Consider the following 19354-nt stretch of genomic DNA (forward strand, 5'->3'; position numbering starts at 1 on the left):
TAAAAACCCATCGCCAGTGATCCAATAATGTGAATAAAAGACATTTTTTACAACCTCCATTTCTTTGTTTTCTTACAAACTCTTTTTCCATAGAACGATCATATTCCAACGAATGACTACCATCTTTTCAGTGTTTTGGGACATGCTTTTCTATGTAACTATCAATGCATATGAACTCTATTATACCGGGGAAATGGGTCAAAGCAAAGGGGCGGCGGGGTGCAGCTTTCAGCTTGAATGGGTGCTGGGGAGAGGCTCCGCGAACGGAACGTTGCTACCATCGCTGTTGTCTCCGGATTTAATTGAATATATTTGATATGGTATAAATCCGGAGACAAAGGCGAGCGCTTACGCTTGTCCGCAATCGTTCCGTCCGCTCCGCCAGTGCCAGCAAACCCAAGCTGAAATTTTCAGTAATTAGAGGAAAAGGAAGAAAACAAATAGATTACTTATATACTACTTATAAAGCGAAAAGAGGTGTCCGCCAGCCAAGACTATGGCTTTGGGACACCTCTTCAAGTAAAGTATACCGTTTTAATAGGTAAGCGAGCTTACACGGTTACTATTTTAATTACATTGCGGACTGATTCGGCGGATTGATCAAGCGCTACTTTTTCCTCATCGGTCAATTCCAGCTCGAACACCTTTTCGATACCATTACCACCAAGAAGTGTCGGTACGCCGAGGAACAAGTCCTGATAACCGTACTCCCCTTCCAGATAGGCAATAACCGGAATGATACGCTTTTTGTCCTTCACAATCGCTTCTGTCATTTGCGTAAGCGAGGCTGCCGGGGCATAGTATGCGCTACCGTTGCCCAGCAGGTTAACAATCTCCCCGCCACCGACACGCGTCCGCTGTACGATCGCTTCGATACGTTCCTTCGAAATCAGGGTTTCGATAGGGATACCACCAACGCTGGAATAGCGTACCAGCGGCACCATATCATCACCGTGACCACCCAATACGAAGCCACGCACGTCTTCGACGGATACGTTCAGTTCCTGTGCAATAAAGGTACAATACCGAGCTGTATCCAGCACACCAGATTGGCCGATGACCCGATTTTTCGGGAAACCAAGCGTCTGGTATGCGGTATAGGTCATAGCATCGACCGGATTACTCAGAATAATGACGATAGAATCCGGCGCATACTTCTTCACGTTTTCACATACGGATTTTACAATGCCTGCATTCGTATTTACCAAATCGTCACGGCTCATGCCTGGCTTGCGCGCAATCCCCGCTGTAATAATGACGATATCCGAGTTGGCTGCATCCTCATAATTGGAAGTGCCTGTGACCTGGCTGTCAAATCCCTGGACCGGACTGGCCTCTAAAATATCAAGCGCTTTGCCTTTGGTCGGATTCTCAAGTTGCGGAATATCGATCAGAACGATATCACCCAACTCTTTTTGGGCCAGCAGCAATGCGGTAGTGGCACCGGTAAAACCGGCGCCAACAATGGATATTTTTTTGCGTTGAATGGTCACGTGGCATTCCCCTCTCTACAGGTTACTAATAATGGTATCTGCGAACTCGGAGCATTTCACTTGTGTAGCGCCTTCCATCAGACGAGCAAAGTCATACGTTACGATTTTCTGATTAATGGACGTTTCCAGTCCTTTGTAAATCAGGTTTGCCGCTTCGTGCCAGCCCAAATGCTCAAGCATCATCACGCCGGACAAAATAACGGAACCAGGGTTTACGACATCTTTGTCAGCATATTTTGGCGCTGTGCCGTGTGTAGCCTCAAAGATAGCATGCCCAGTTACATAGTTAATGTTCGCACCTGGTGCGATACCAATTCCACCAACTTGAGCAGCCAGCGCATCGGACAGATAGTCTCCATTCAGGTTCAGTGTAGCAATAACATCAAATTCGGAAGGACGAGTCAGCACTTGTTGCAGTGCAATGTCAGCGATCGCATCCTTGATGATGATTTTGCCTGCATCTTCAGCTGCTTTTTGAGCTGCATTTGCCGCATCTTCACCATCTTTTTCCTTGATAGCATCATATTGAGCCCAAGTGAATACTTTATCTGCAAATTCTTCCTCAGCCACTTCATAACCCCAGTTTTTGAAGGCACCTTCGGTAAATTTCATAATGTTGCCTTTGTGTACGAGCGTTACGCTCTTGCGTCCGTGGTCAACAGCATACTGAATGGCTGCACGTACCAGACGTTTTGAACCCTCGGAGGAAACCGGCTTGATCCCGATACCTGACGTTTCTGGGAAACGGATTTTGTTCACACCCAGCTCTTGTTGGAGGAACTGAATGACTTTTTTCACGTCCTCGGAACCTTCGGCATACTCAATACCTGCATAAATATCCTCAGTATTCTCACGGAAAATAACCATGTCTACCAATTCAGGACGCTTCACCGGAGACGGAACACCGTTAAAGTAACGTACAGGACGCAGACATACGTACAGATCCAGCTCTTGACGCAATGCCACGTTCAAAGAGCGAATGCCCCCGCCAATGGGTGTCGTGAGCGGCCCTTTGATGGCTACAATATACTCACGGATGGCTTCCAAGGTATCGTTAGGCAACCACTCGCCGTATGTATTGAAAGCTTTCTCACCAGCGAATACTTCATACCAGGCAATCTTCTTGGAACCGTTATATGCTTTATCTACAGCTGCGTCCAGTACGCGCTTGGATGCTTTCCAGATGTCGCGGCCTGTGCCGTCGCCTTCGATAAACGGAATAACCGGATGATTCGGAACCTGTAGTTGACCGTTATCAATCGTAATTTTTTCGCCTTCAGTTGGGAGCTCAAACTTTTCAAATTTCGCCATAAGTTCCTTTTCCTCCTCAGATATGAATGGGTACAGGGCGAAAGACGTGATCTTCATCATAGACAAAAACACGCATCTCTCGCCGTCCCTTCTATTGTACCTTATTTTTTTAATTCAGGGTATACAGCCTCAATATTCGTACAACAAGTGATTAGCGTAATTCCGGAGACACATACTTTTGGTCAATCGGACCTGTGTATTCAGCGCGCGGACGGATCAGACGATTATTTTCGTACTGCTCCAAAATGTGCGCAGTCCACCCCGATACACGACTCACGGCAAAGATCGGTGTGAACAGGTCTCTTTTGATACCCAGTTGGGTATAAACAGATGCAGAGTAAAAATCAACATTCGGCTTCAAGCCCTTTTGTCCTGTCACAATTTCCTCGATTCGAACCGAAATATCGAACAACGTCGTATCGCCGTTCATTTCGCCCAGTTCGCGGGACATTTTGTGCAAATGCTTGGCACGCGGATCACCGTTTTTATAGACACGATGTCCAAAGCCCATAATTTTTTCGCGGTTATCCAGTTTGGTCTGAATATACGAATCCACCTGATCCAAACCGCCGATTTCCTCCAGGGTTTTGGCAACAGCTTCGTTGGCTCCGCCATGCAGTGGTCCCTTCAAAGCTCCGATTGCCGACGTAATGCCGGAATAAATATCGGACAGTGTAGCTACCGTCACTCGTGCAGCAAAGGTCGATGCATTCAATTCATGATCGGCATGCAGCACAAGAGCCTGATTGAACGCTTTGATAGCCGTCTCTTCCGGGTCTTTGCCAGTTAGCTGATACAGAAAGTTCTCAGCAATAGAAACACCTTTCTTGGGCGCAATCGGCTCCAGCCCTTCGCGCACACGCGCTATGGCCGCCACAATTGTGGGCAATTGCGCCTGAAGCTTGACGGTTTTGATCACATTGGCCTCTCTCGACATATCATCTGCCTGTGGGTCATACAAGGCAAGAGACGATACGGCCGATCTCAAGGCAGCCATCGTGCTCAAATCTTTCGGGTACAGCTTTAATTGAGTAATAATTTCATCCGGAATGGCAGCATATTCGCTTAATTGGTCGCGAAGCTCCTGCAATTGGGCTTGATCAGGCAATTTTCCGAACCACAACAAATAAGCTACCTCTTCAAAAGCGGCGTTAACAGCCAAATCATCAATGTTATAACCCCGGTACGTGAGAACGCCATCTACGATAGAGCTTATGGAGGAAGTGGTCGCTACGATCCCTTCCAGACCTTTAGTCGCTGTCATCGTTACATCTCTCCTTTGTAAAAACATTGTGAACGGACTTGCAATGTAAACATTTTCAAAAGTAAGTTTTGCCTTTTAAATAAATAAGTAATGTTAACGCCATATGTCAATATTTAAACCTTCTTTCACTATACTGGATTTTGTCGTTTATGTGAACATTCAGGGCTATTCCGACACATTCAAATGTTTTATCGGGTTCATAAAGAAATTTTTGAAACCCCTTACATAATTTTTTAATCCATTTGCACTTTTTTACACAGGTCTTGTCTCACCCCCTTCTCGCATATGTATAGTAAAGCACTTATTTCTTGGAATACAACTGTAAAAGAAAGGAGCCGTGAGAGCTTGAGCCGGTTGATCCTGAATCGCATATTTCGCACTCTGTGGGTCGTAGTCGTGATTATAGCTCTATTGCTGGGCATATACGTGCTGTTTCCTCTCGTCTATCCCTTCCTGTTCGCCTGGCTTGTGGCCTATGCCATGAATCCGCTCGTTCACTTTCTGCGCAGCCAGGCCCGCTTGCCACGTTGGATGGCTGTCACGGTCTCGTTATTTGTATATTTAGGCGGAATCGCCGTTGTCCTCTCTGCGGCCATAACGCGGATGGTTCGAGAGATCATCAGGCTCACCATGACCTTTGACGGACATATTGAACATTTTAAAAGCCTGTTTATCGACTTGACTCAGAGCGATCTGATCCAAAATGTAATTAATGAAATTAACCAATTTATCCGCAATAACCCCGATTACTACCATACAATTAACAGTAATATTGATAAAACAACCCAGACGGTCAGCTCGGCTGTCACCACACTCGTTGCCCAATTTTTTAATGGTATTCTGAATTTGCTGACCTCTCTGCCTAACATGGGCGCGGTGCTGATGGTTATTGTATTAGCGGCATTTTTTATCAGTAAGGACTGGGACCAACATAGCCAAATGCTCTCGAATACGGTTCCTGATACGATTCGCAAGCCCATGTCGGGGATATGGCACGATCTGCGCAAGGCATTGTTTGGTTATTTGCGCGCACAGTTTATTATAATCTCCATTACCGCGGTGACCGTCATTATTGGACTGTTCATTTTGCGTGTAGAATCCGCCTTCACCATCGGTTTGATGATCGGGCTGGTTGATTTGCTTCCTTATTTAGGGGTTGGCATTGTGATGATTCCGTGGATTTTATATGCATATATGTCGAGTAATTTGGCATTAGGGGTAGGATTGTCGATCCTCTATATCATCCTGTTGGTGGGACGGCAAATTGTAGAACCTAAGGTGCTCGCCAGCAGCGTGGGTCTGAACCCGCTTCCCACCCTCATTGGGATGTTCATCGGGCTCAAGCTGTTTGGTGTATTGGGGCTGATTATCGGACCTGTGTCCCTTATTGTAGTGGACGCGCTCAATCGCGCCAATGTCATTCAGGACTTGCGCAATTATATTCTCGCCGGAAGAGTCCGTTAAGATCATGTGAGTAGGAAAAACGGCAGCTTACGTCAAAACCGCCGAAACGTAATGCTGCCATTTTTCATTTTTTTCTCGAGCCATTTCAATAAAAAGCGTCGGTACAACGCACGGGTCAAAGGAAAAACCAGCGTAAAACCGATAATATCCGTTAAAAATCCAGGGATAAGCAGCAAGCTCCCGCCGAAAAAGACACATAATCCATCCAGCATTTTGCGGCCGGGCATTTGTCCCCGATTCATTTCATTTTTCGCATCAGCAATGACCTTGCGGCCTTCAAATTGCATCATAGCGGCTCCGATCAGGGTCGTCAGAATGATAAGCAGAATGGTTTTACCCGCTCCAATCCAGTGACTTACCCATATAAACCCGTACAGCTCTGCCAGAGGAATAAGCAGCAACAACAGCCACAGACGTTTGCGCATCATCATGCTTTCTCTCCCTCCCCGCCTGACATCGCAGATCGTAGCGCGATGTACAGCTTAGGCAGCGCCTGATCCAGTCGGACGGGCTTCCATTCAGTGCTCACCCATACGTGGCGTGTCACCCCGGTTACGAGCAGCTCTCCCGGAAGGGTGTCTGCCTGTGTCCACACCTTTCCCACCTGGCTTTGATGCTCCTCGGCTGTTACACGCCGGACCTCATAAGTGTAGTTCAGACGCAGTCTGGAGAAGTCCGTAATCGCGGTATAAATGGTAATCAAATCATCATATCGGGCAGGACTCACATATTTGGCATTGATTTCGATAACGGGCAACAGAACACCTTGTTCCTCCATGCTCCGATAGTTAAAGCCTGCCTGCCGGATCATTTCAGTACGCCCAATCTCAAACCAGTTCAGATAATTGGCATGATATACGACCCCCATTTGGTCGCTTTCCTGATAACGGACACGCAGCGGTGCTCCATACCAGCGTAATTCCGTTTGTTTCTCCTCTTGTGTCATACAAGCTCTCCTATCTGTGTGCATCTTTATCTCTATATTTGCCCTCTCTCCATTAAACCATATTTACCGCCCCGGAACAAAAAGAGGGCCGAACCGTGATGGTTCCGCCCTCCCAAGCATTTTATAATGATGGCTTTATCATTTTGGTAACGGCTTGGACAATTTGTAATATCCGCTTTCCGAAGCCGCATTCAACAGACTTTTCGCTTGACTTCCTGCCCAAGCATAACCGAGTCGTCTCTCCTCACTGATTTTCATGATGTCAGTATACTTTTTGCCATCCCGGTCTGAAAAGAAGTACTTATTGTCTTCCACATTGTAGAAACGATACCACATTACGCTCGATGCGTCCTTTTGGAAAAACTCCGGACCTTGACGATTGTATTTGATACCGTCGATCCGATTAGTGTCAAACCATTTCAAGGCGCTCTGAGCTGCTTTTTTCACCTCAGCCGTTTGCGGTTGGGACATCAAGAAGGCCGTGATGCCTACCGATTCCGTAGTTGTTTTGGAAGGAAGCTCAAATGCCCGGGCTTCAACAGATGCATAAGTAACCGGATCATGCTGTGCACCCCAGATCGTCGGTGTACCATTATTTACAATTTGAGACTTAATTGTATACTGGACGCCTTTATTAAGAGCCTGCTGGAGTCTGGAGCGATATGTATTGTCCAGAATATCGCTATCAAACGGCTGCTTCTTGTTCACAATGTCATCAGCCAACACCATAACTTTTACCATTGCATCATCGTTGTAAGTTACGGCATCAGAATAATTACCACGTTTAGGGTACACTTGCGGCCAGCCACCGGAGGAATATTGAGAGGTTAGAACGAAGTCAACTGCTTTTTGTACACTGTTCTTAATGTCTTTATTTTTTGTTTTTTTGTATACATCCGCCAAAAAGCGAATTTCAGTTGTCGTAGCCTCATTATCAAATGTTCCCAGCTCTACGCCATCCTTGCTCTTCCAGGTGGAGCGTGCAGCTTTACCGTCCCACTTGGATTTATAATTCTTTTCCATAGCTTTGAAGAATCCGCCATGCGGCAATTGCCACGATACGATATTCAAGGCCAGTTTGGTATCCTTAGATACATCGCCAGTAGAAAATTTACTAAAATCACGGTACTTATCCAGCAAACTGTCCGCACTTACGCTAGCCAATGGAACAACAGCATTTTTGTAAATGGCCGTATCACCATACACTGCTTGGGTAACATTCACCCCCGCATCAGCTGAATCCTGTTCCGCTGCCGCCCACGAAGGGTTAATAAGCCCTGTTGTTACTGTAATCGCCATTCCTGAAAGGGCAATCCACTTGACAGATTCTTTAACATTAAACCTCATTCCAAACCTCTCCTTTAATATGATTATGGGTACCTCAAAAACTATTAAACACATGTATTATATGAAAATATACCCAAATAATCAATATATTTTATTATATACAAATGAAATAGTTTACTAAACTAATAAAAAATCCTCTTACTAATACTAGATTAGCAAGAGGATTTATCCTATCTCATATATAGTAAGTCGACAAACAGCGTCGCTTACCCAAACCGGCCCATAATGTACTCCTGGGTCAGCTCATTTTCAGGATTAGTGAAAATATCATTCGTTTTGCCATGCTCGACCAGACTCCCGATATAAAAATAAGCCGTATAATCGGAAATCCGTGCCGCCTGTTGCATATTGTGCGTTACGATGACGATTCGCAGCTCTTTTTTCAACTCGGTAATCAACTCTTCGACCTTGCCTGTAGAAACAGGGTCCAGCGCAGAGGCCGGCTCGTCAAGCAACAAAATTTTCGGTTGGACGGATAGCGCACGCGCAATACAAAGCCGCTGCTGCTGTCCACCAGACAACGCCAGAGCGGAATCATGAAGACGGTCCTTAACCTCATCCCATAGTGCTGCTTTACGCAGACTGCTTTCGACGATTTCATCAAGCTGTTTCTTTTTACGAACACCCCGGTATTTGGGACCGAAAGCGATGTTATTATAAATGGATTTGTAAAACGGATTAGGCCGCTGCCACACCATTCCAATCTGCTGACGCAGCTTGATCACGTCTGTGCCCGGCGCGGTCAAATCCTGTCCGTCCATCCAGATGTGCCCTGTCGTAGAAGAAGACGCAATCTCGTCATTCATCCGGTTGAGAGAGCGCAAAAAGGTCGATTTACCGCAGCCGGAAGGCCCGATCAGAGCAGTCACTGTCTGCTCGGGAAAGGCCAGATTTACTTTTTTTACAGCTTCAAAGCTGCCGTAATAGATGCTTAAATCCTCGGTACTGAATGGATGTGGAGCTTGCCCCGCAAGTTGTTCCGAGCGCGTAGATTGTATGGGCGTTGCAGGTGTTGCCGTTCGCGAAATGACTTGTTCCATGTTTCCCATCCCCTTTCTAATCCATCCGTTTGGCAGCTGTCAGGCGGCGGTAGACGACTCTTCCGAACCATCTTGCGATCAGGTTGAAGGCAAGTACGAGCAGCACCAATACCGCGGAAGCACCTGCGGCAATATCCTTGGAATCAGGAGCGATGCCTTCACTGTTAACCTTCCAGATATGCACAGCCAGTGTCTCGGCAGGACGCATCGGATTAATGGGCGATCTGGCATGCAATGGATTCCAATCAGTGAAATCAAGCGGCGGCGTACTCATCCCAGCTGTAAACAGCAACGCTGCTGCTTCCCCGAAAATGCGGCCCGCGGCCAAAATCGTCCCTGTAATCAAGCTCGGCAGCGCAGCAGGCAGCAAAATGGAGGTAATGATTTTCCACTTGGACAACCCGAGCGCAAGCCCGGCTTCCTTTTGCTCCTTGGGCACAGCCCGGAAAGCCTGTTCTGTCGTCCGAACCATCAGCGGCAGATTGAATACAGCCAAGGCCAAGGCTCCTGATAACAGGGAAAAACCAAAATTAAATGTATTTACGATAAGTAAAAGTCCGAACAAACCGATGACGATGGACGGAAACGAAGACAATACTTCGACGACAAGTCGTATGAAGTCCGTAATTTTCCCCGGCTTCGCATATTGCGCCATGTATATACCCGCACCCCAACCAATCGGAATGGTGATAATCAAGGTTAAAATAAGTAAAAATACAGAGTTGAACAATTGCGGGCCGATGCCTCCACCTGCGCGTAACGTCTGAGGAGCACTGGTCAAAAAGTCAAAGGAAATGTGACTGACTCCGCGTGCCAAAATGAATCCCAGCAGTCCCACCAGAAGTGCGACAATGAACAATGCGAAGAAACAGATTACAAATGTAGCAATTTTGTCGGTCGTTTTAGCTTTCATCAAATCCGGTTTCTCCTTTCAAGCAGCCTTACCAGCAGCACGAAGATGAATGTCATGAGCAGGAGAACAAGCGCCATGCTCCAGAGAGCATTGTTATGAACCGAGCCCATAGCTGTATTGCCCATGCTAAGTGTAATAACACTGGTCAAGGTCGAAGCGGATTCCAGCAAGGATTGCGGTATATGCGGAGCATTCCCGATCACCATCTGTACAGCCAGCGCTTCCCCGAAGGCACGAGCCATACCAAGAATAATTCCTGTTAACAGAGCAGGCAGCAGTGTCGGAATAATAACACGTGCAATTGTCTGCCAGCGGGTAGCGCCCAGGGCGTAAGAGGACTCGCGCAGGCCACCTGGCAAGGATGACAATGCATCCGCCATAATACTCGTAATCGTCGGCAAAATCATCACTGACAACACGAGACAGCCAGCGAGAATCCCGATGCCTTGTCCCCCGAACACGTCCCGCAGCAACGGAACAATTACGGTCAAGCCGACAAAGCCGTATACTACAGACGGAATACCGGATAACAATTCAATCGCAGGTTGAAGGATACGTTTACCGGATTTCGGTACGATTTCGGTCATAAATAAAGCCGCACACAAGCTGAGCGGGCTGGCGATCAAGGCCGCCAGAACGGTTACAGCAAAAGAGCCTGTAATAAACGGAAGCGCACCGAAGGACTTGGGTTCACCATCCGGGCTCCATTTGGTTCCGAAGAAAAACTCTTGCAGACTGACTCCATTCACCACAAATGTAGCTACACCTTTGGAGGCGACAAAATATACAATGGAGACAATGACTGCAACCAAAAAAACGACACAAACCGACGTATAAATGCGGCCGGTCCATTCTTCCCAGTAATGCCTTTCTTTCATACCTCGGGATCGTTTATTCTGTTCCATGTATGCCTTCCCTTCAATTGGTTCCATACTGTGACTCCCTTTAACGGAAGAATAGAGGCTGGACGCTAGTCCGCCTCTTCTCCGTGAATATAACTTTGCATTTAGCTGCATTCATCCGAACAGGAGGTGTATATCTCCTTATTTCGTAATGTTACCGTCAGCATCGCGTTTAACTTGCATGCCTGATACCGGGATGTATCCCAGGTCTACGACATCGGATTTTTGGATTTCATCAGACAGAATGTAATCCAAGAATGCTTTTACATGCTCTTTTGGCTCACCTTTGGTGTACATATGCTCGTAAGCCCATACTGGATATTTACCTTGCTCTACATTTTCCACGTTAGCTTCAACACCATCGTATTTCAATGTTGTTACCGTGTTGTCGATGTAGGACAGAGCCAGGTAACCAATAGCACCCGGTGTTTCAGCAATCAGCTTTTTCACAGTACCGGAGGAATCTTCCTGAATGGAGCCCGGCAGATCTTCCGTTTTTTGTCCCAAAGCGTATTTTTCAAATGTGGCACGAGTACCGGAGCTGCTTGGGCGGTTTACGATAACGATTTTTTGATCTGCGCCGCCAACTTGTTTCCAGTTGGTGATTTTACCTGTGAAAATTTGTACCAATTGATCTTTCTTCAAATCTGTTACGCCTACTTTTGGATTCGCTACTGCTGACATGGCTACAACAGCTACTTGGTGATCGACCAGTTCATCTGCGCCGCTCTCCAATTTTTCTTTTGCAAACACATCGGAGTTACCGATATCCGCTTGTCCGCCGGAAACTTGAGTCAAGCCAGTACCGCTACCGCCGCCCTGCACTTGAACCGCAATTCCTTTATATTTATCTACAGCCATAAATTTTTGTCCCGCTTGCTCTACCAGTGGTTGAAGTGCAGTAGAGCCAACAGCCAGAATGTTACCTGTCAGTTCAGTAGCTGCTTTATTGTCTGTTCCTGTAGCAGCGTCTCCTTGTGGTGCAGCATTGTTAGCTGATCCACAAGCTGCAAGTGCAAATACCATGGTAAGAGTCATCAGAATGAACGGCCATTTTTTCAACATTTTTTATTGTCCTCCCCTTATTTAAGTGACGGTTTTTTATTTATGACCATCAACACTTTTACATTGTAGGCTTGGAATGTTAGACGAACGACTTGGTTTTGTAAAAGAAATATAAAATATTGATAGATAAATTGTTTTTCAGTATATAATTAATCTATAGTCTATTTTTTATACATGAATGCCATTTAAGGAGAGCTGTTCAAGTCCATGAATATTTTAAAATTGCGCATTTTAATGATGATCGACAAATTCCACAAGGCGACGGATGTGGCCGAGGCATTGCAAATTAAACAGCCTACCGTCAGCTTTCATATGAAAAGTCTGGAAAAGGAACTGGGAGTCTCCCTGTTCATCTCCCAACAAGGAAGGATTATGCTGACCGAAGCTGGCAAAAAACTGCTGCCTTACGCAAAGCAGATGGTTGCTCTGGAGCAAGAAGCAAGACAAACAGTGAATGAACTGGCAGAGCAGTCGCAGGGACAATTACATCTCGGCGCCGAGTCCATCTCGGGCACGTATGTACTCCCCTCTATGATTGCTAAATTTGCTCAACAATATCCCGAATGCCAAATTCAGCTAGACATTCAATCCCCGGATAAAATCAGACAGCTGCTAAAACAGGGAGAGATTGATTTTGCTTTTCTGGATGACAGAGGACATCCTCCCGAGCATACGGTGGTAGAGCCTGTCGCTTCGGATCGGATTGGAGTTATCAGGTCTGTGTCTGTGCAGCATTCTTCCAAACCAACGGACATTTTGGGGACTGAAATGCTGGACAAGCACACATGGGTGAGATATAGCGGTACATCTGTTGTAGATCCGTATTCCTCGTTGATCAAGCCCCATCTGGAAATGAACTCATGGGAGGCAGTAAAGCAAGTGGTAAGCGTCGGGGAAACACTTGCCTTCTTCCCTGCCTGTGGTGTTCTTCGCAACGATGGTAATGACGTTCCGTTGGTAGAGTGGCTTCCTTGGTCCGATGCCGAGGAGAAGAATGAGCGTTATCACATAAATATACTGTATCAACGCGATACTAATCTCAGCATGATCCCGCAGGCATTTCTAGATTTTACACGGAAAGACGGTTTGGAGGGTTAGAAACTGGAGAGCATAAAAAAAGAGCATCCAAGTCATAGATGACTTGAATGCTCTCCCTGCCATACCTAAAAGATACAGCCTGTCTGTTATTCCGCATAAGCTAAAGTTACGCTTGTGCAGGAACACAGCTAATTTTAATCAGGTTCGTAGAACCAGAAGCACCGAGCGGTATACCTGCGGTAATAACAACCAAATCGCCCTCTTTAACGAGACCGGATTTGCGACCGCCTTCCAGTGCGTTTTCGATCAGTTTGTCCGTCGTGTCCACGACAGGTTTGCCTTGTACCGCATGTACTCCCCAGATCAGAGCCAGGCGGCGAACTGTTCTTTCCTGCGTTGTCACAGCAATAATTGGAGCTTGTGGACGGTATTTGGAAATCATACGCGCCGTTGTTCCGCTTTGTGTGGACGTCAGGATGGCTTTGGCATGCAGGTCAAGCGCAGAAATAGAAACGGATTGGCTGATCGCTTCTGTAATACTAACTTCCTGAGCCGTTCTTTGTTTTTTGAACAAATCACGGTAGTTCAGAGCGGATTCTGCTTTCTCTGCAATACGGGACATCGTCAATACAGATTCTACCGGATATTTACCCGCAGCTGTTTCGCCGGACAGCATAATGGCATCTGTTCCGTCAAAAATGGCATTCGCTACGTCACTCGCTTCCGCACGAGTCGGACGCGGGTTACGTTGCATGGAATCCAGCATTTGTGTTGCGGTAATAACAGGCTTGCCCGCTACATTACACTTGGTAATCATCAATTTTTGCGCCAATGGCACTTCTTCAGCAGGAATTTCAACACCGAGGTCACCACGGGCAACCATCAGGCCATCCGAAGCTTCCAAAATTTCGTCCAAATTGTCGACGCCTTGCTGATTTTCAATTTTGGAAATAATTTGAATGTGACTTGCATTATGCTTCGCCAGCAATTCACGAATTTCCAGTACATCACTCGCTTTACGAACAAAAGAAGCTGCGATGAAATCAACGTCCTGCTCAATACCGAAAGTGATGTCGTTAGCATCCTTTTCTGTAATGCCTGGCAAGGAAATGTTCACGCCGGGAACATTAACGCCTTTCTTGCTCTTGATCGTTCCGCCATTGACAATGCGGCATTTGATTTCACTGCCTGATACTTCAATAACGGTGAGTCCGATCAGACCATCGTCGATCAGAATGGTGGAGCCGGGCTCCACGTCCGAGGGAAGATCCTGGTACGTAACGGAAATACGATCTTTCGTACCGAGAATTTCTTCCGTTGTCAGCGTAATATACTCGTCCTGAACAAGCTCAATAGGTTCAACTTCGAGCTTTCCTGTCCGGATTTCCGGCCCCTTCGTATCGAGCAAAATAGCAACGTTTTTGTTAAGCTCCTTACAAGCTTGGCGGATATTTTTGATCCGGTTGCCATGCTCCTCGAAATCACCGTGAGAGAAATTCAGGCGGGCTACGTTCATACCAGCCAAAATCAGTTTCTTCACATTTTCCAATGACTCACTGGAAGGACCGATGGTACATACAATCTTAGTTTTGCGCATTTGGGTTTTTCCTCCGTTTTCAAAGGTGCTACTTTATATCTTTTTCCAACAATTAAATCTACTACACTTTTTCCTATTTGTATAGGAAGTTCGTCATATTTATTGTTACCCGTTTCCAGCGTATTACAACATAGGATCTGGTTCCGAAGTTTTTAAAAAGGTATATTGGCCTATTTTTCGGAACTTTTGATACCGATCTTCCCTCAATTCGTCGCAGTTCATATTCAAAAGGTCGGCTAAATGGCGTTCCAGCGACTCCTTGATAGCAGCAGCGGTTACTTCATAGTTACGATGAGCGCCCCCCTTCGGCTCCGGCACGATATCCTCGATGACCTCCATGCGCAGGAGGTCATTCGCCGTAATCTTCATGGCCTCGGCAGCCTGATCCGCCTTGGAAGCATCCTTCCACAGAATCGAGGCCGCTCCGTTTGGAGAAATGGCCGAATAGATGGCATGCTCCAGCATCAGCACACGGTTGCCGACGGCAAACGCAAGCGCGCCGCCACTTCCACCCTCGCCGATGACCACACAAATAACAGGCACCGAAAGCTTTGCCATCTCCCGCAAATTGCGGGCAATCGCTTCCGATTGACCTCTCTCCTCTGCTGTATTACCCGGATAAGCGCCCTTCGTATCAATAAATGTAATAATAGGGCGTTTGAATTTGTTAGCCTGCTGCATAAGACGCAAGCCCTTACGGAATCCCTCCGGGTGCGCGCTTCCGAAAAACCGCGCGATGTTATCCTTCGTATCCTTGCCACGTTGCTGTCCAATGACGGTTACCGGAATACCATTCAGCTTGGCAATTCCACCCACGACCGCCAGATCGTCGCCATACAGGCGGTCGCCGTGCAGTTCAATGAAATCCGTAAACACCTGCCCGATCAAATCAAGCGATGTCGGTCGCTGATGATGACGAGCCACGTGCATTTTTTGCGGTGCTGTAATGTTCGTATATATTTCTTCCTCCATCTGGAGATAACGTTCCTCCAGACGGTTAATTTCATCGGTAAAATCAATTTGCTTATCCTGTCCGAATTGCTTGAGTTCTTCGATCTTCTGTCGCATCTCGACCAGGGGCTTTTCATAAGGCAATTCGCCAGCCATCTATTCCACCTCTTTCGCGCTGTGCAAATCGAGCAGTTGGCCAAGTGTATCGCGCAGTTCCTTGCGATGTACAACCATATCCAATTGTCCGTGCTGCAAATTAAATTCGGAGGTTTGAAAATCGTCCGGTAGCTTCTGTCTGATCGTCTGTTCGATCACGATACGTCCGGCAAAACCGAATACTGCCCCCGGTTCCGCGATGTTAATATCTCCAAGCGTAGCAAAGCTGGCGGATACTCCACCTGTAGTCGGATCGGTGATAACGGAAATATAGAGCAATCCCTGCTCGTCCATACGAGCGAGAGCCGCACTTGTTTTGGCCATCTGCATCAGGCTCAAAATACTTTCCTGCATACGCGCCCCACCAGATGTGGAAAAAATAATAAGCGGAAGACGCTTGTCTATCGCCTGCTCAATGGCGCGGGTAATTTTCTCCCCGACGACTGAGCCCATGCTACCAGTGAAAAAGTCAAAACTCATCACTGCAACAACAGCCGGAAGCCCATGAATGAGCCCATCGCCCGTAATGACAGCCTCTCGCAAACCGGATTTCAGCGTCTGCTGCTCCAGCTTGCTTGCATAACCTGGAAAACCTAGCGGATCAACCGAAATCATATCGGCATCATATTCTGTAAATGTATTTTCATCGAGCACCATACGGATACGATCCATCGCGTTAAGACGCATATGATATCCGCACACCGGGCACACTTTCAGGTTTTTTTCTAACTCTTTACTGTATTGAATGCTTCCGCACTTGCCGCATTTGGTCATAAGACCTTCGGGAATTTCCCGTTTGGGACGATCCGGCATGTCCGCTTGATCGCCGCTCAGCGCCCGTTCCGAAGGGATGGTCGCGTATTTACGCTTCTTTTGGAATAAATCTTTAAACACAACTACACCTCTCCAGCCGTTTATTTGTCAGCCGTAACCGATACAAGGTCCTCTGCCGTCTGTGCGGCATCTCTTAGCATTATGTTTATACACACGTCAACGCCTGTTTTGCAAAACATTACCGCCGATCGTGCATCCTTCGTTCCATTCATGCTGCTGTATCACTTCCGCCGTTCCGGACTCAAGGGCGCAAAATCGAATTAAGCACTTCCTGTATTTCTTCGACTTCACCCGAAGGCACAAGTATCTCAAACTGCTGCTTGGATGCGCTGATGGCCCGGGCCTGCACCATAAAACCTTCTTCCGACAGTTTGAGCTTAATCATGTCAGCCAGTCTGGCCGTCGGTGCAATATAGATCACCGTCCACATGCCTTGTTTCTACCCCCTAAGCCTCAAGTTTTGAGCCCATATAATAGACTCATGATAACATACCTTACTTTTTTCCCGCAACAAAAGCCCTCCTGCTCGGTCAAGATCGGTCAGAGGGCCCAGAAAATCATTGACTCTGTTCGTGCAGGTGAATCAAGTGTCCAATGACACGGGGTATTGCTTGGCATGGGGGCTGCGATGAGCAATGCGCGAAGAAGCGGCAGCTGCCAGTCCGGCGACCAGATCGTCCAGAAATACATGAATACCGCTGCCTTTACGGTTTAGCTGTTCAATGATTCCCGTCTTTTCTTTATCCAGATAACCAAAACTGGTCAAGCCAATCATACCATACACGCTCGTAATCCCGAGGGCCAGTGTCTCGTCCACTCCGTACAGGGGTTCATCTGCCTCCATAATGGCTTGCAGCGGCTGGGGAAGAAGTTTTTTTTCGGCCAGCTCATCAAGTGCAATACCCGTGAACAGCGTATACTGCACTTCCCGCTTCTGCAAAACTGCCTTTACGCTGTCCACACATTCTTCAATGGTCAAATGAGGGTAATATTTTAGCTGAAGCTGAAAAACAATGTCCGCTATGGACTCGATACTAATCCCTCTGCGAATTAACAGGGTTTCTGCGTATTCATAGGACATGATTTCCCTCCCGCTTTCACCATACAGTTCTGTCTTCCAGCTTGCGGAACCTTATGATGTTGGATAAGTGCTGGTGTTCCTGTTCCGCCAGTGTTCCAAGTGTATGCGGGAGGGGAGGAAAATGTTCATTATTTGACTTTCACCGTGCCTGCCCCCAGCATCGACTCCATCCGGTCAAAAAGCTGAGGCGAAGGCTTGATGCTGTAAGCATCACTCAACGCCAGCAAACGCTGGCTGCTCTCATAAAAAAGTACAGTAGGCAATGCACCGGGATGCTCCTGTAGCAGCGCCTTGAGGCTGACCAGCAAGCTGGCGTCCTCCTCGGCCTGGCGGGTGATTTTGACAAACACCCGCTGACGGGCTGCCGGCTCCGAACTACGCGGAGCCGGGGCTTGTTCGCCGGGAGCCGCTTCCGTGACACGTGGCGAAGTGTCTGTGGCCGGGCGGGCCGCCGAAACGGGCGGGACCGCTGGCGCCGCAGTCGGCTGCGCAGACGACTCGGCTGCCGACGGCCTCGACGGCACGCGTGGCGCTCCCCCACCGGGGCCACCAGCGGCAGAGCCAGCCGCTGACGCGGGCTTTCCGGCCGCGGCGGACGAACGCGCTCCAGCACGTCGGCGCTGGAGAAGCCGCGTCAGTGAATCCTCCGCCAGCGGGGCGGCCTCGTCCGCAAGGAGCTTGAAATGCTCATCCTGGTGCTGCATTTTGGCACGAAACGCAAGCAGCGCTCCCTTTTCAATCCATTGGTGGCTTCGCTTCCACACTTCAGGAAACAACACGACCTCACAGCGCTCAATCTGATCCTCCAGCTCGATAAAGGCCATAGCCTTCCCCTGTTTGGTCGTAATCGTCTTGAGCGACACAACCATACCTGCGGTCACGACAACCGCTTCATCCGGCACATCGCCCAATTCCATCAGACGCTCTGCATCGCTGCTTTCCAGCAACGGCTCAAAATCATCCAGCGGATGCCCGGACAGATACAGTCCCAACAGCTCACGTTCCAGCTCTAGCTGCTGACCCGAACTGAATTTCGGTACATCGGGATATTCGATATCCCAATTGGGCATTTCCACAAAACCGAACATATCTATTTGCAAATCGTCACGTTCCTTGCGCCATTTGACCGCTGCATCCACCGTTTCATCCAGCATGGCAATCAACTGCGCACGATGACCTGGCAACGAGTCAAACGCCCCTGCCTGGATGAGCGATTCAATCACCCGCTTATTGCACACACGCAAATCCACGCGACGACAAAAATCGAGCAGGCTGTCAAAAGGACGCTCCTTGCGAACGGCGAGAATACTTTCCATCGCCTGCGTGCCGACATTTTTAATCGCGGCCAGTCCGAAGCGGATATTCCCCTGCTGCAACGGGGTAAACAGCACCCCGCTTTCATTTACATCAGGCGGCAGAACCGCCATATCCATACGACGGCATTCGACGACATATTCCGCCACTTTCCGGTGGCTACCCATCACCGCTGTCAGCATAGAGGCCATAAACTGCACCGGATAATGGGCTTTAAGATACGCCGTCTGGAACGCCAGCACACCATAGGCAGCCGCATGTGCACGCGGAAATCCATAGTCCGCAAAACGGACAATCATATCGTAGACCCTTCCGGCTTCCTCTTCCGTGTAACCCTGCTTGACACTGCCCTCCACAAAATGGCCACGCTCAAGGTCCAGCACTTCGCGTTTTTTCTTGGATACGGCGCGACGCAACAGATCGGCTTCTCCCAGGGAAAAGCCCGCCATACGCGAAGCAATCTGCATGATTTGTTCCTGATACACGATAATGCCGTACGTATCCTTCAAGATGGGCTCCAGATCAGGATGCGGATAATGAACCTCAATCTCCCCGTGCTTGGCCTGAATAAAGTTAGGAATGAAGCCCATTGGACCCGGACGATACAAGGCCAGTACAGAAATAATATCCTCGAACAC

At 47.9% G+C, this 19354-nt stretch carries 18 protein-coding genes; 2 read left to right on the forward strand and 16 right to left on the reverse strand.

All coding sequences use genetic code 11. The features are described from left to right. Window positions 1-551 precede the first annotated feature (551 nt). The 3 genes from mdh to citZ form a co-directional block, all read right to left on the reverse strand. A complete protein-coding gene (gene mdh, locus QD47_RS25640) occupies window positions 552-1493 on the reverse strand; it encodes a malate dehydrogenase (RefSeq protein ID WP_044648769.1) in 942 nt (313 codons plus the stop codon). A 15-nt stretch (window positions 1494-1508) separates the two neighbouring features. Next, a complete protein-coding gene (gene icd, locus QD47_RS25645; RefSeq protein WP_044648770.1) occupies window positions 1509-2804 on the reverse strand; it encodes an NADP-dependent isocitrate dehydrogenase in 1296 nt (431 codons plus the stop codon). Between the two features lie 151 nt (window positions 2805-2955). Continuing rightward, complete coding sequence (gene citZ, locus QD47_RS25650; protein WP_044648771.1) at window positions 2956-4068, reverse strand: citrate synthase; 1113 nt, start codon at window positions 4066-4068, stop codon at window positions 2956-2958. 345 nt (window positions 4069-4413) lie between these two features. Here citZ and ytvI point away from each other — a divergent pair, with 345 nt between their 5' ends. Then, on the forward strand, window positions 4414-5532 hold the full coding sequence (gene ytvI, locus QD47_RS25655; RefSeq protein WP_044648772.1) for a sporulation integral membrane protein YtvI: 1119 nt from the start codon (window positions 4414-4416) through the stop codon (window positions 5530-5532). A gap of 32 nt (window positions 5533-5564) precedes the next feature. Here the strand turns inward: ytvI and QD47_RS25660 are convergent, their stop codons facing one another. From QD47_RS25660 to QD47_RS25690, 7 genes are all read right to left on the reverse strand, one after another. After that, entirely contained in the window at window positions 5565-5963 is a 399-nt protein-coding gene (locus QD47_RS25660) for an FxsA family protein (RefSeq protein WP_013309596.1), read from the reverse strand. Then, window positions 5960-6478, reverse strand: coding sequence for an acyl-CoA thioesterase (locus tag QD47_RS25665; protein WP_044648773.1), 519 nt, complete (start codon window positions 6476-6478; stop codon window positions 5960-5962). Before QD47_RS25665 ends, QD47_RS25660 begins: the two co-directional genes overlap by 4 nt. Before the next feature lie 138 nt (window positions 6479-6616). After that, on the reverse strand, window positions 6617-7825 hold the full coding sequence (gene pelA, locus QD47_RS25670) for a pectate lyase (RefSeq protein ID WP_044648774.1): 1209 nt from the start codon (window positions 7823-7825) through the stop codon (window positions 6617-6619). A gap of 206 nt (window positions 7826-8031) precedes the next feature. Beyond that, entirely contained in the window at window positions 8032-8865 is an 834-nt protein-coding gene (gene pstB, locus QD47_RS25675; RefSeq protein ID WP_044648775.1) for a phosphate ABC transporter ATP-binding protein PstB, read from the reverse strand. A gap of 16 nt (window positions 8866-8881) precedes the next feature. Continuing rightward, on the reverse strand, window positions 8882-9778 hold the full coding sequence (pstA, locus tag QD47_RS25680) for a phosphate ABC transporter permease PstA (protein WP_014280701.1): 897 nt from the start codon (window positions 9776-9778) through the stop codon (window positions 8882-8884). Next, window positions 9778-10710 carry a phosphate ABC transporter permease subunit PstC gene (pstC, locus tag QD47_RS25685; RefSeq protein ID WP_044648776.1) on the reverse strand — a complete coding sequence of 311 codons (933 nt, stop codon included), beginning with the start codon at window positions 10708-10710 and terminating at the stop codon, window positions 9778-9780. Before pstC ends, pstA begins: the two co-directional genes overlap by 1 nt. Before the next feature lie 111 nt (window positions 10711-10821). Further along, a complete protein-coding gene (locus QD47_RS25690; RefSeq protein ID WP_044648777.1) occupies window positions 10822-11745 on the reverse strand; it encodes a phosphate ABC transporter substrate-binding protein PstS family protein in 924 nt (307 codons plus the stop codon). A gap of 207 nt (window positions 11746-11952) precedes the next feature. Here QD47_RS25690 and QD47_RS25695 point away from each other — a divergent pair, with 207 nt between their 5' ends. Further along, the gene (locus QD47_RS25695; RefSeq protein WP_044648778.1) at window positions 11953-12843 is read left to right on the forward strand and encodes a LysR family transcriptional regulator; all 891 of its coding nucleotides are present in this window, start codon (window positions 11953-11955) and stop codon (window positions 12841-12843) included. Between the two features lie 106 nt (window positions 12844-12949). Here QD47_RS25695 and pyk read toward each other — a convergent pair whose 3' ends face one another. The 6 genes from pyk to dnaE form a co-directional block, all read right to left on the reverse strand. Beyond that, on the reverse strand, window positions 12950-14380 hold the full coding sequence (gene pyk, locus QD47_RS25700) for a pyruvate kinase (protein WP_044648779.1): 1431 nt from the start codon (window positions 14378-14380) through the stop codon (window positions 12950-12952). Between the two features lie 123 nt (window positions 14381-14503). After that, window positions 14504-15487, reverse strand: coding sequence for an acetyl-CoA carboxylase carboxyltransferase subunit alpha (locus QD47_RS25705; RefSeq protein WP_044648780.1), 984 nt, complete (start codon window positions 15485-15487; stop codon window positions 14504-14506). Then, window positions 15488-16381 carry an acetyl-CoA carboxylase, carboxyltransferase subunit beta gene (gene accD, locus QD47_RS25710; protein WP_044648781.1) on the reverse strand — a complete coding sequence of 298 codons (894 nt, stop codon included), beginning with the start codon at window positions 16379-16381 and terminating at the stop codon, window positions 15488-15490. It lies immediately after the preceding gene. 181 nt (window positions 16382-16562) lie between these two features. After that, on the reverse strand, window positions 16563-16751 hold the full coding sequence (locus QD47_RS25715; RefSeq protein ID WP_013309585.1) for a hypothetical protein: 189 nt from the start codon (window positions 16749-16751) through the stop codon (window positions 16563-16565). Window positions 16752-16904: 153 nt separating this feature from the next. Next, window positions 16905-17402: a phosphatidylglycerophosphatase A family protein gene (locus QD47_RS25720; RefSeq protein ID WP_044648782.1), complete on the reverse strand. Its 498-nt coding sequence runs from the start codon at window positions 17400-17402 to the stop codon at window positions 16905-16907. Between the two features lie 128 nt (window positions 17403-17530). Then, on the reverse strand, window positions 17531-19354 hold a 1824-nt coding region (gene dnaE, locus QD47_RS25725; RefSeq protein ID WP_044648783.1), incomplete at its 5' end, for a DNA polymerase III subunit alpha.

Origin of the sequence: Paenibacillus terrae (assembly GCF_000943545.1) — a bacterium.
In the GTDB taxonomy this organism is placed as follows: domain Bacteria; phylum Bacillota; class Bacilli; order Paenibacillales; family Paenibacillaceae; genus Paenibacillus; species Paenibacillus terrae_A.

Coding starts and splice junctions, on each gene's coding strand:
- QD47_RS25695 (WP_044648778.1), top strand. CDS start 11,953: ATGAATATTTTAAAATTGCGCATTTTAATGATGATCGACAAATTCCAC.
- pyk (WP_044648779.1), bottom strand. CDS start 14,380: ATGCGCAAAACTAAGATTGTATGTACCATCGGTCCTTCCAGTGAGTCA.
- QD47_RS25720 (WP_044648782.1), bottom strand. CDS start 17,402: ATGTCCTATGAATACGCAGAAACCCTGTTAATTCGCAGAGGGATTAGT.
- QD47_RS25705 (WP_044648780.1), bottom strand. CDS start 15,487: ATGGCTGGCGAATTGCCTTATGAAAAGCCCCTGGTCGAGATGCGACAG.
- pelA (WP_044648774.1), bottom strand. CDS start 7,825: ATGAGGTTTAATGTTAAAGAATCTGTCAAGTGGATTGCCCTTTCAGGA.
- pstB (WP_044648775.1), bottom strand. CDS start 8,865: ATGGAACAAGTCATTTCGCGAACGGCAACACCTGCAACGCCCATACAA.
- pstC (WP_044648776.1), bottom strand. CDS start 10,710: ATGGAACCAATTGAAGGGAAGGCATACATGGAACAGAATAAACGATCC.
- icd (WP_044648770.1), bottom strand. CDS start 2,804: ATGGCGAAATTTGAAAAGTTTGAGCTCCCAACTGAAGGCGAAAAAATT.
- QD47_RS25690 (WP_044648777.1), bottom strand. CDS start 11,745: ATGTTGAAAAAATGGCCGTTCATTCTGATGACTCTTACCATGGTATTT.
- QD47_RS25660 (WP_013309596.1), bottom strand. CDS start 5,963: ATGATGATGCGCAAACGTCTGTGGCTGTTGTTGCTGCTTATTCCTCTG.
- citZ (WP_044648771.1), bottom strand. CDS start 4,068: ATGACAGCGACTAAAGGTCTGGAAGGGATCGTAGCGACCACTTCCTCC.
- QD47_RS25715 (WP_013309585.1), bottom strand. CDS start 16,751: ATGTGGACGGTGATCTATATTGCACCGACGGCCAGACTGGCTGACATG.
- QD47_RS25665 (WP_044648773.1), bottom strand. CDS start 6,478: ATGACACAAGAGGAGAAACAAACGGAATTACGCTGGTATGGAGCACCG.
- pstA (WP_014280701.1), bottom strand. CDS start 9,778: ATGAAAGCTAAAACGACCGACAAAATTGCTACATTTGTAATCTGTTTC.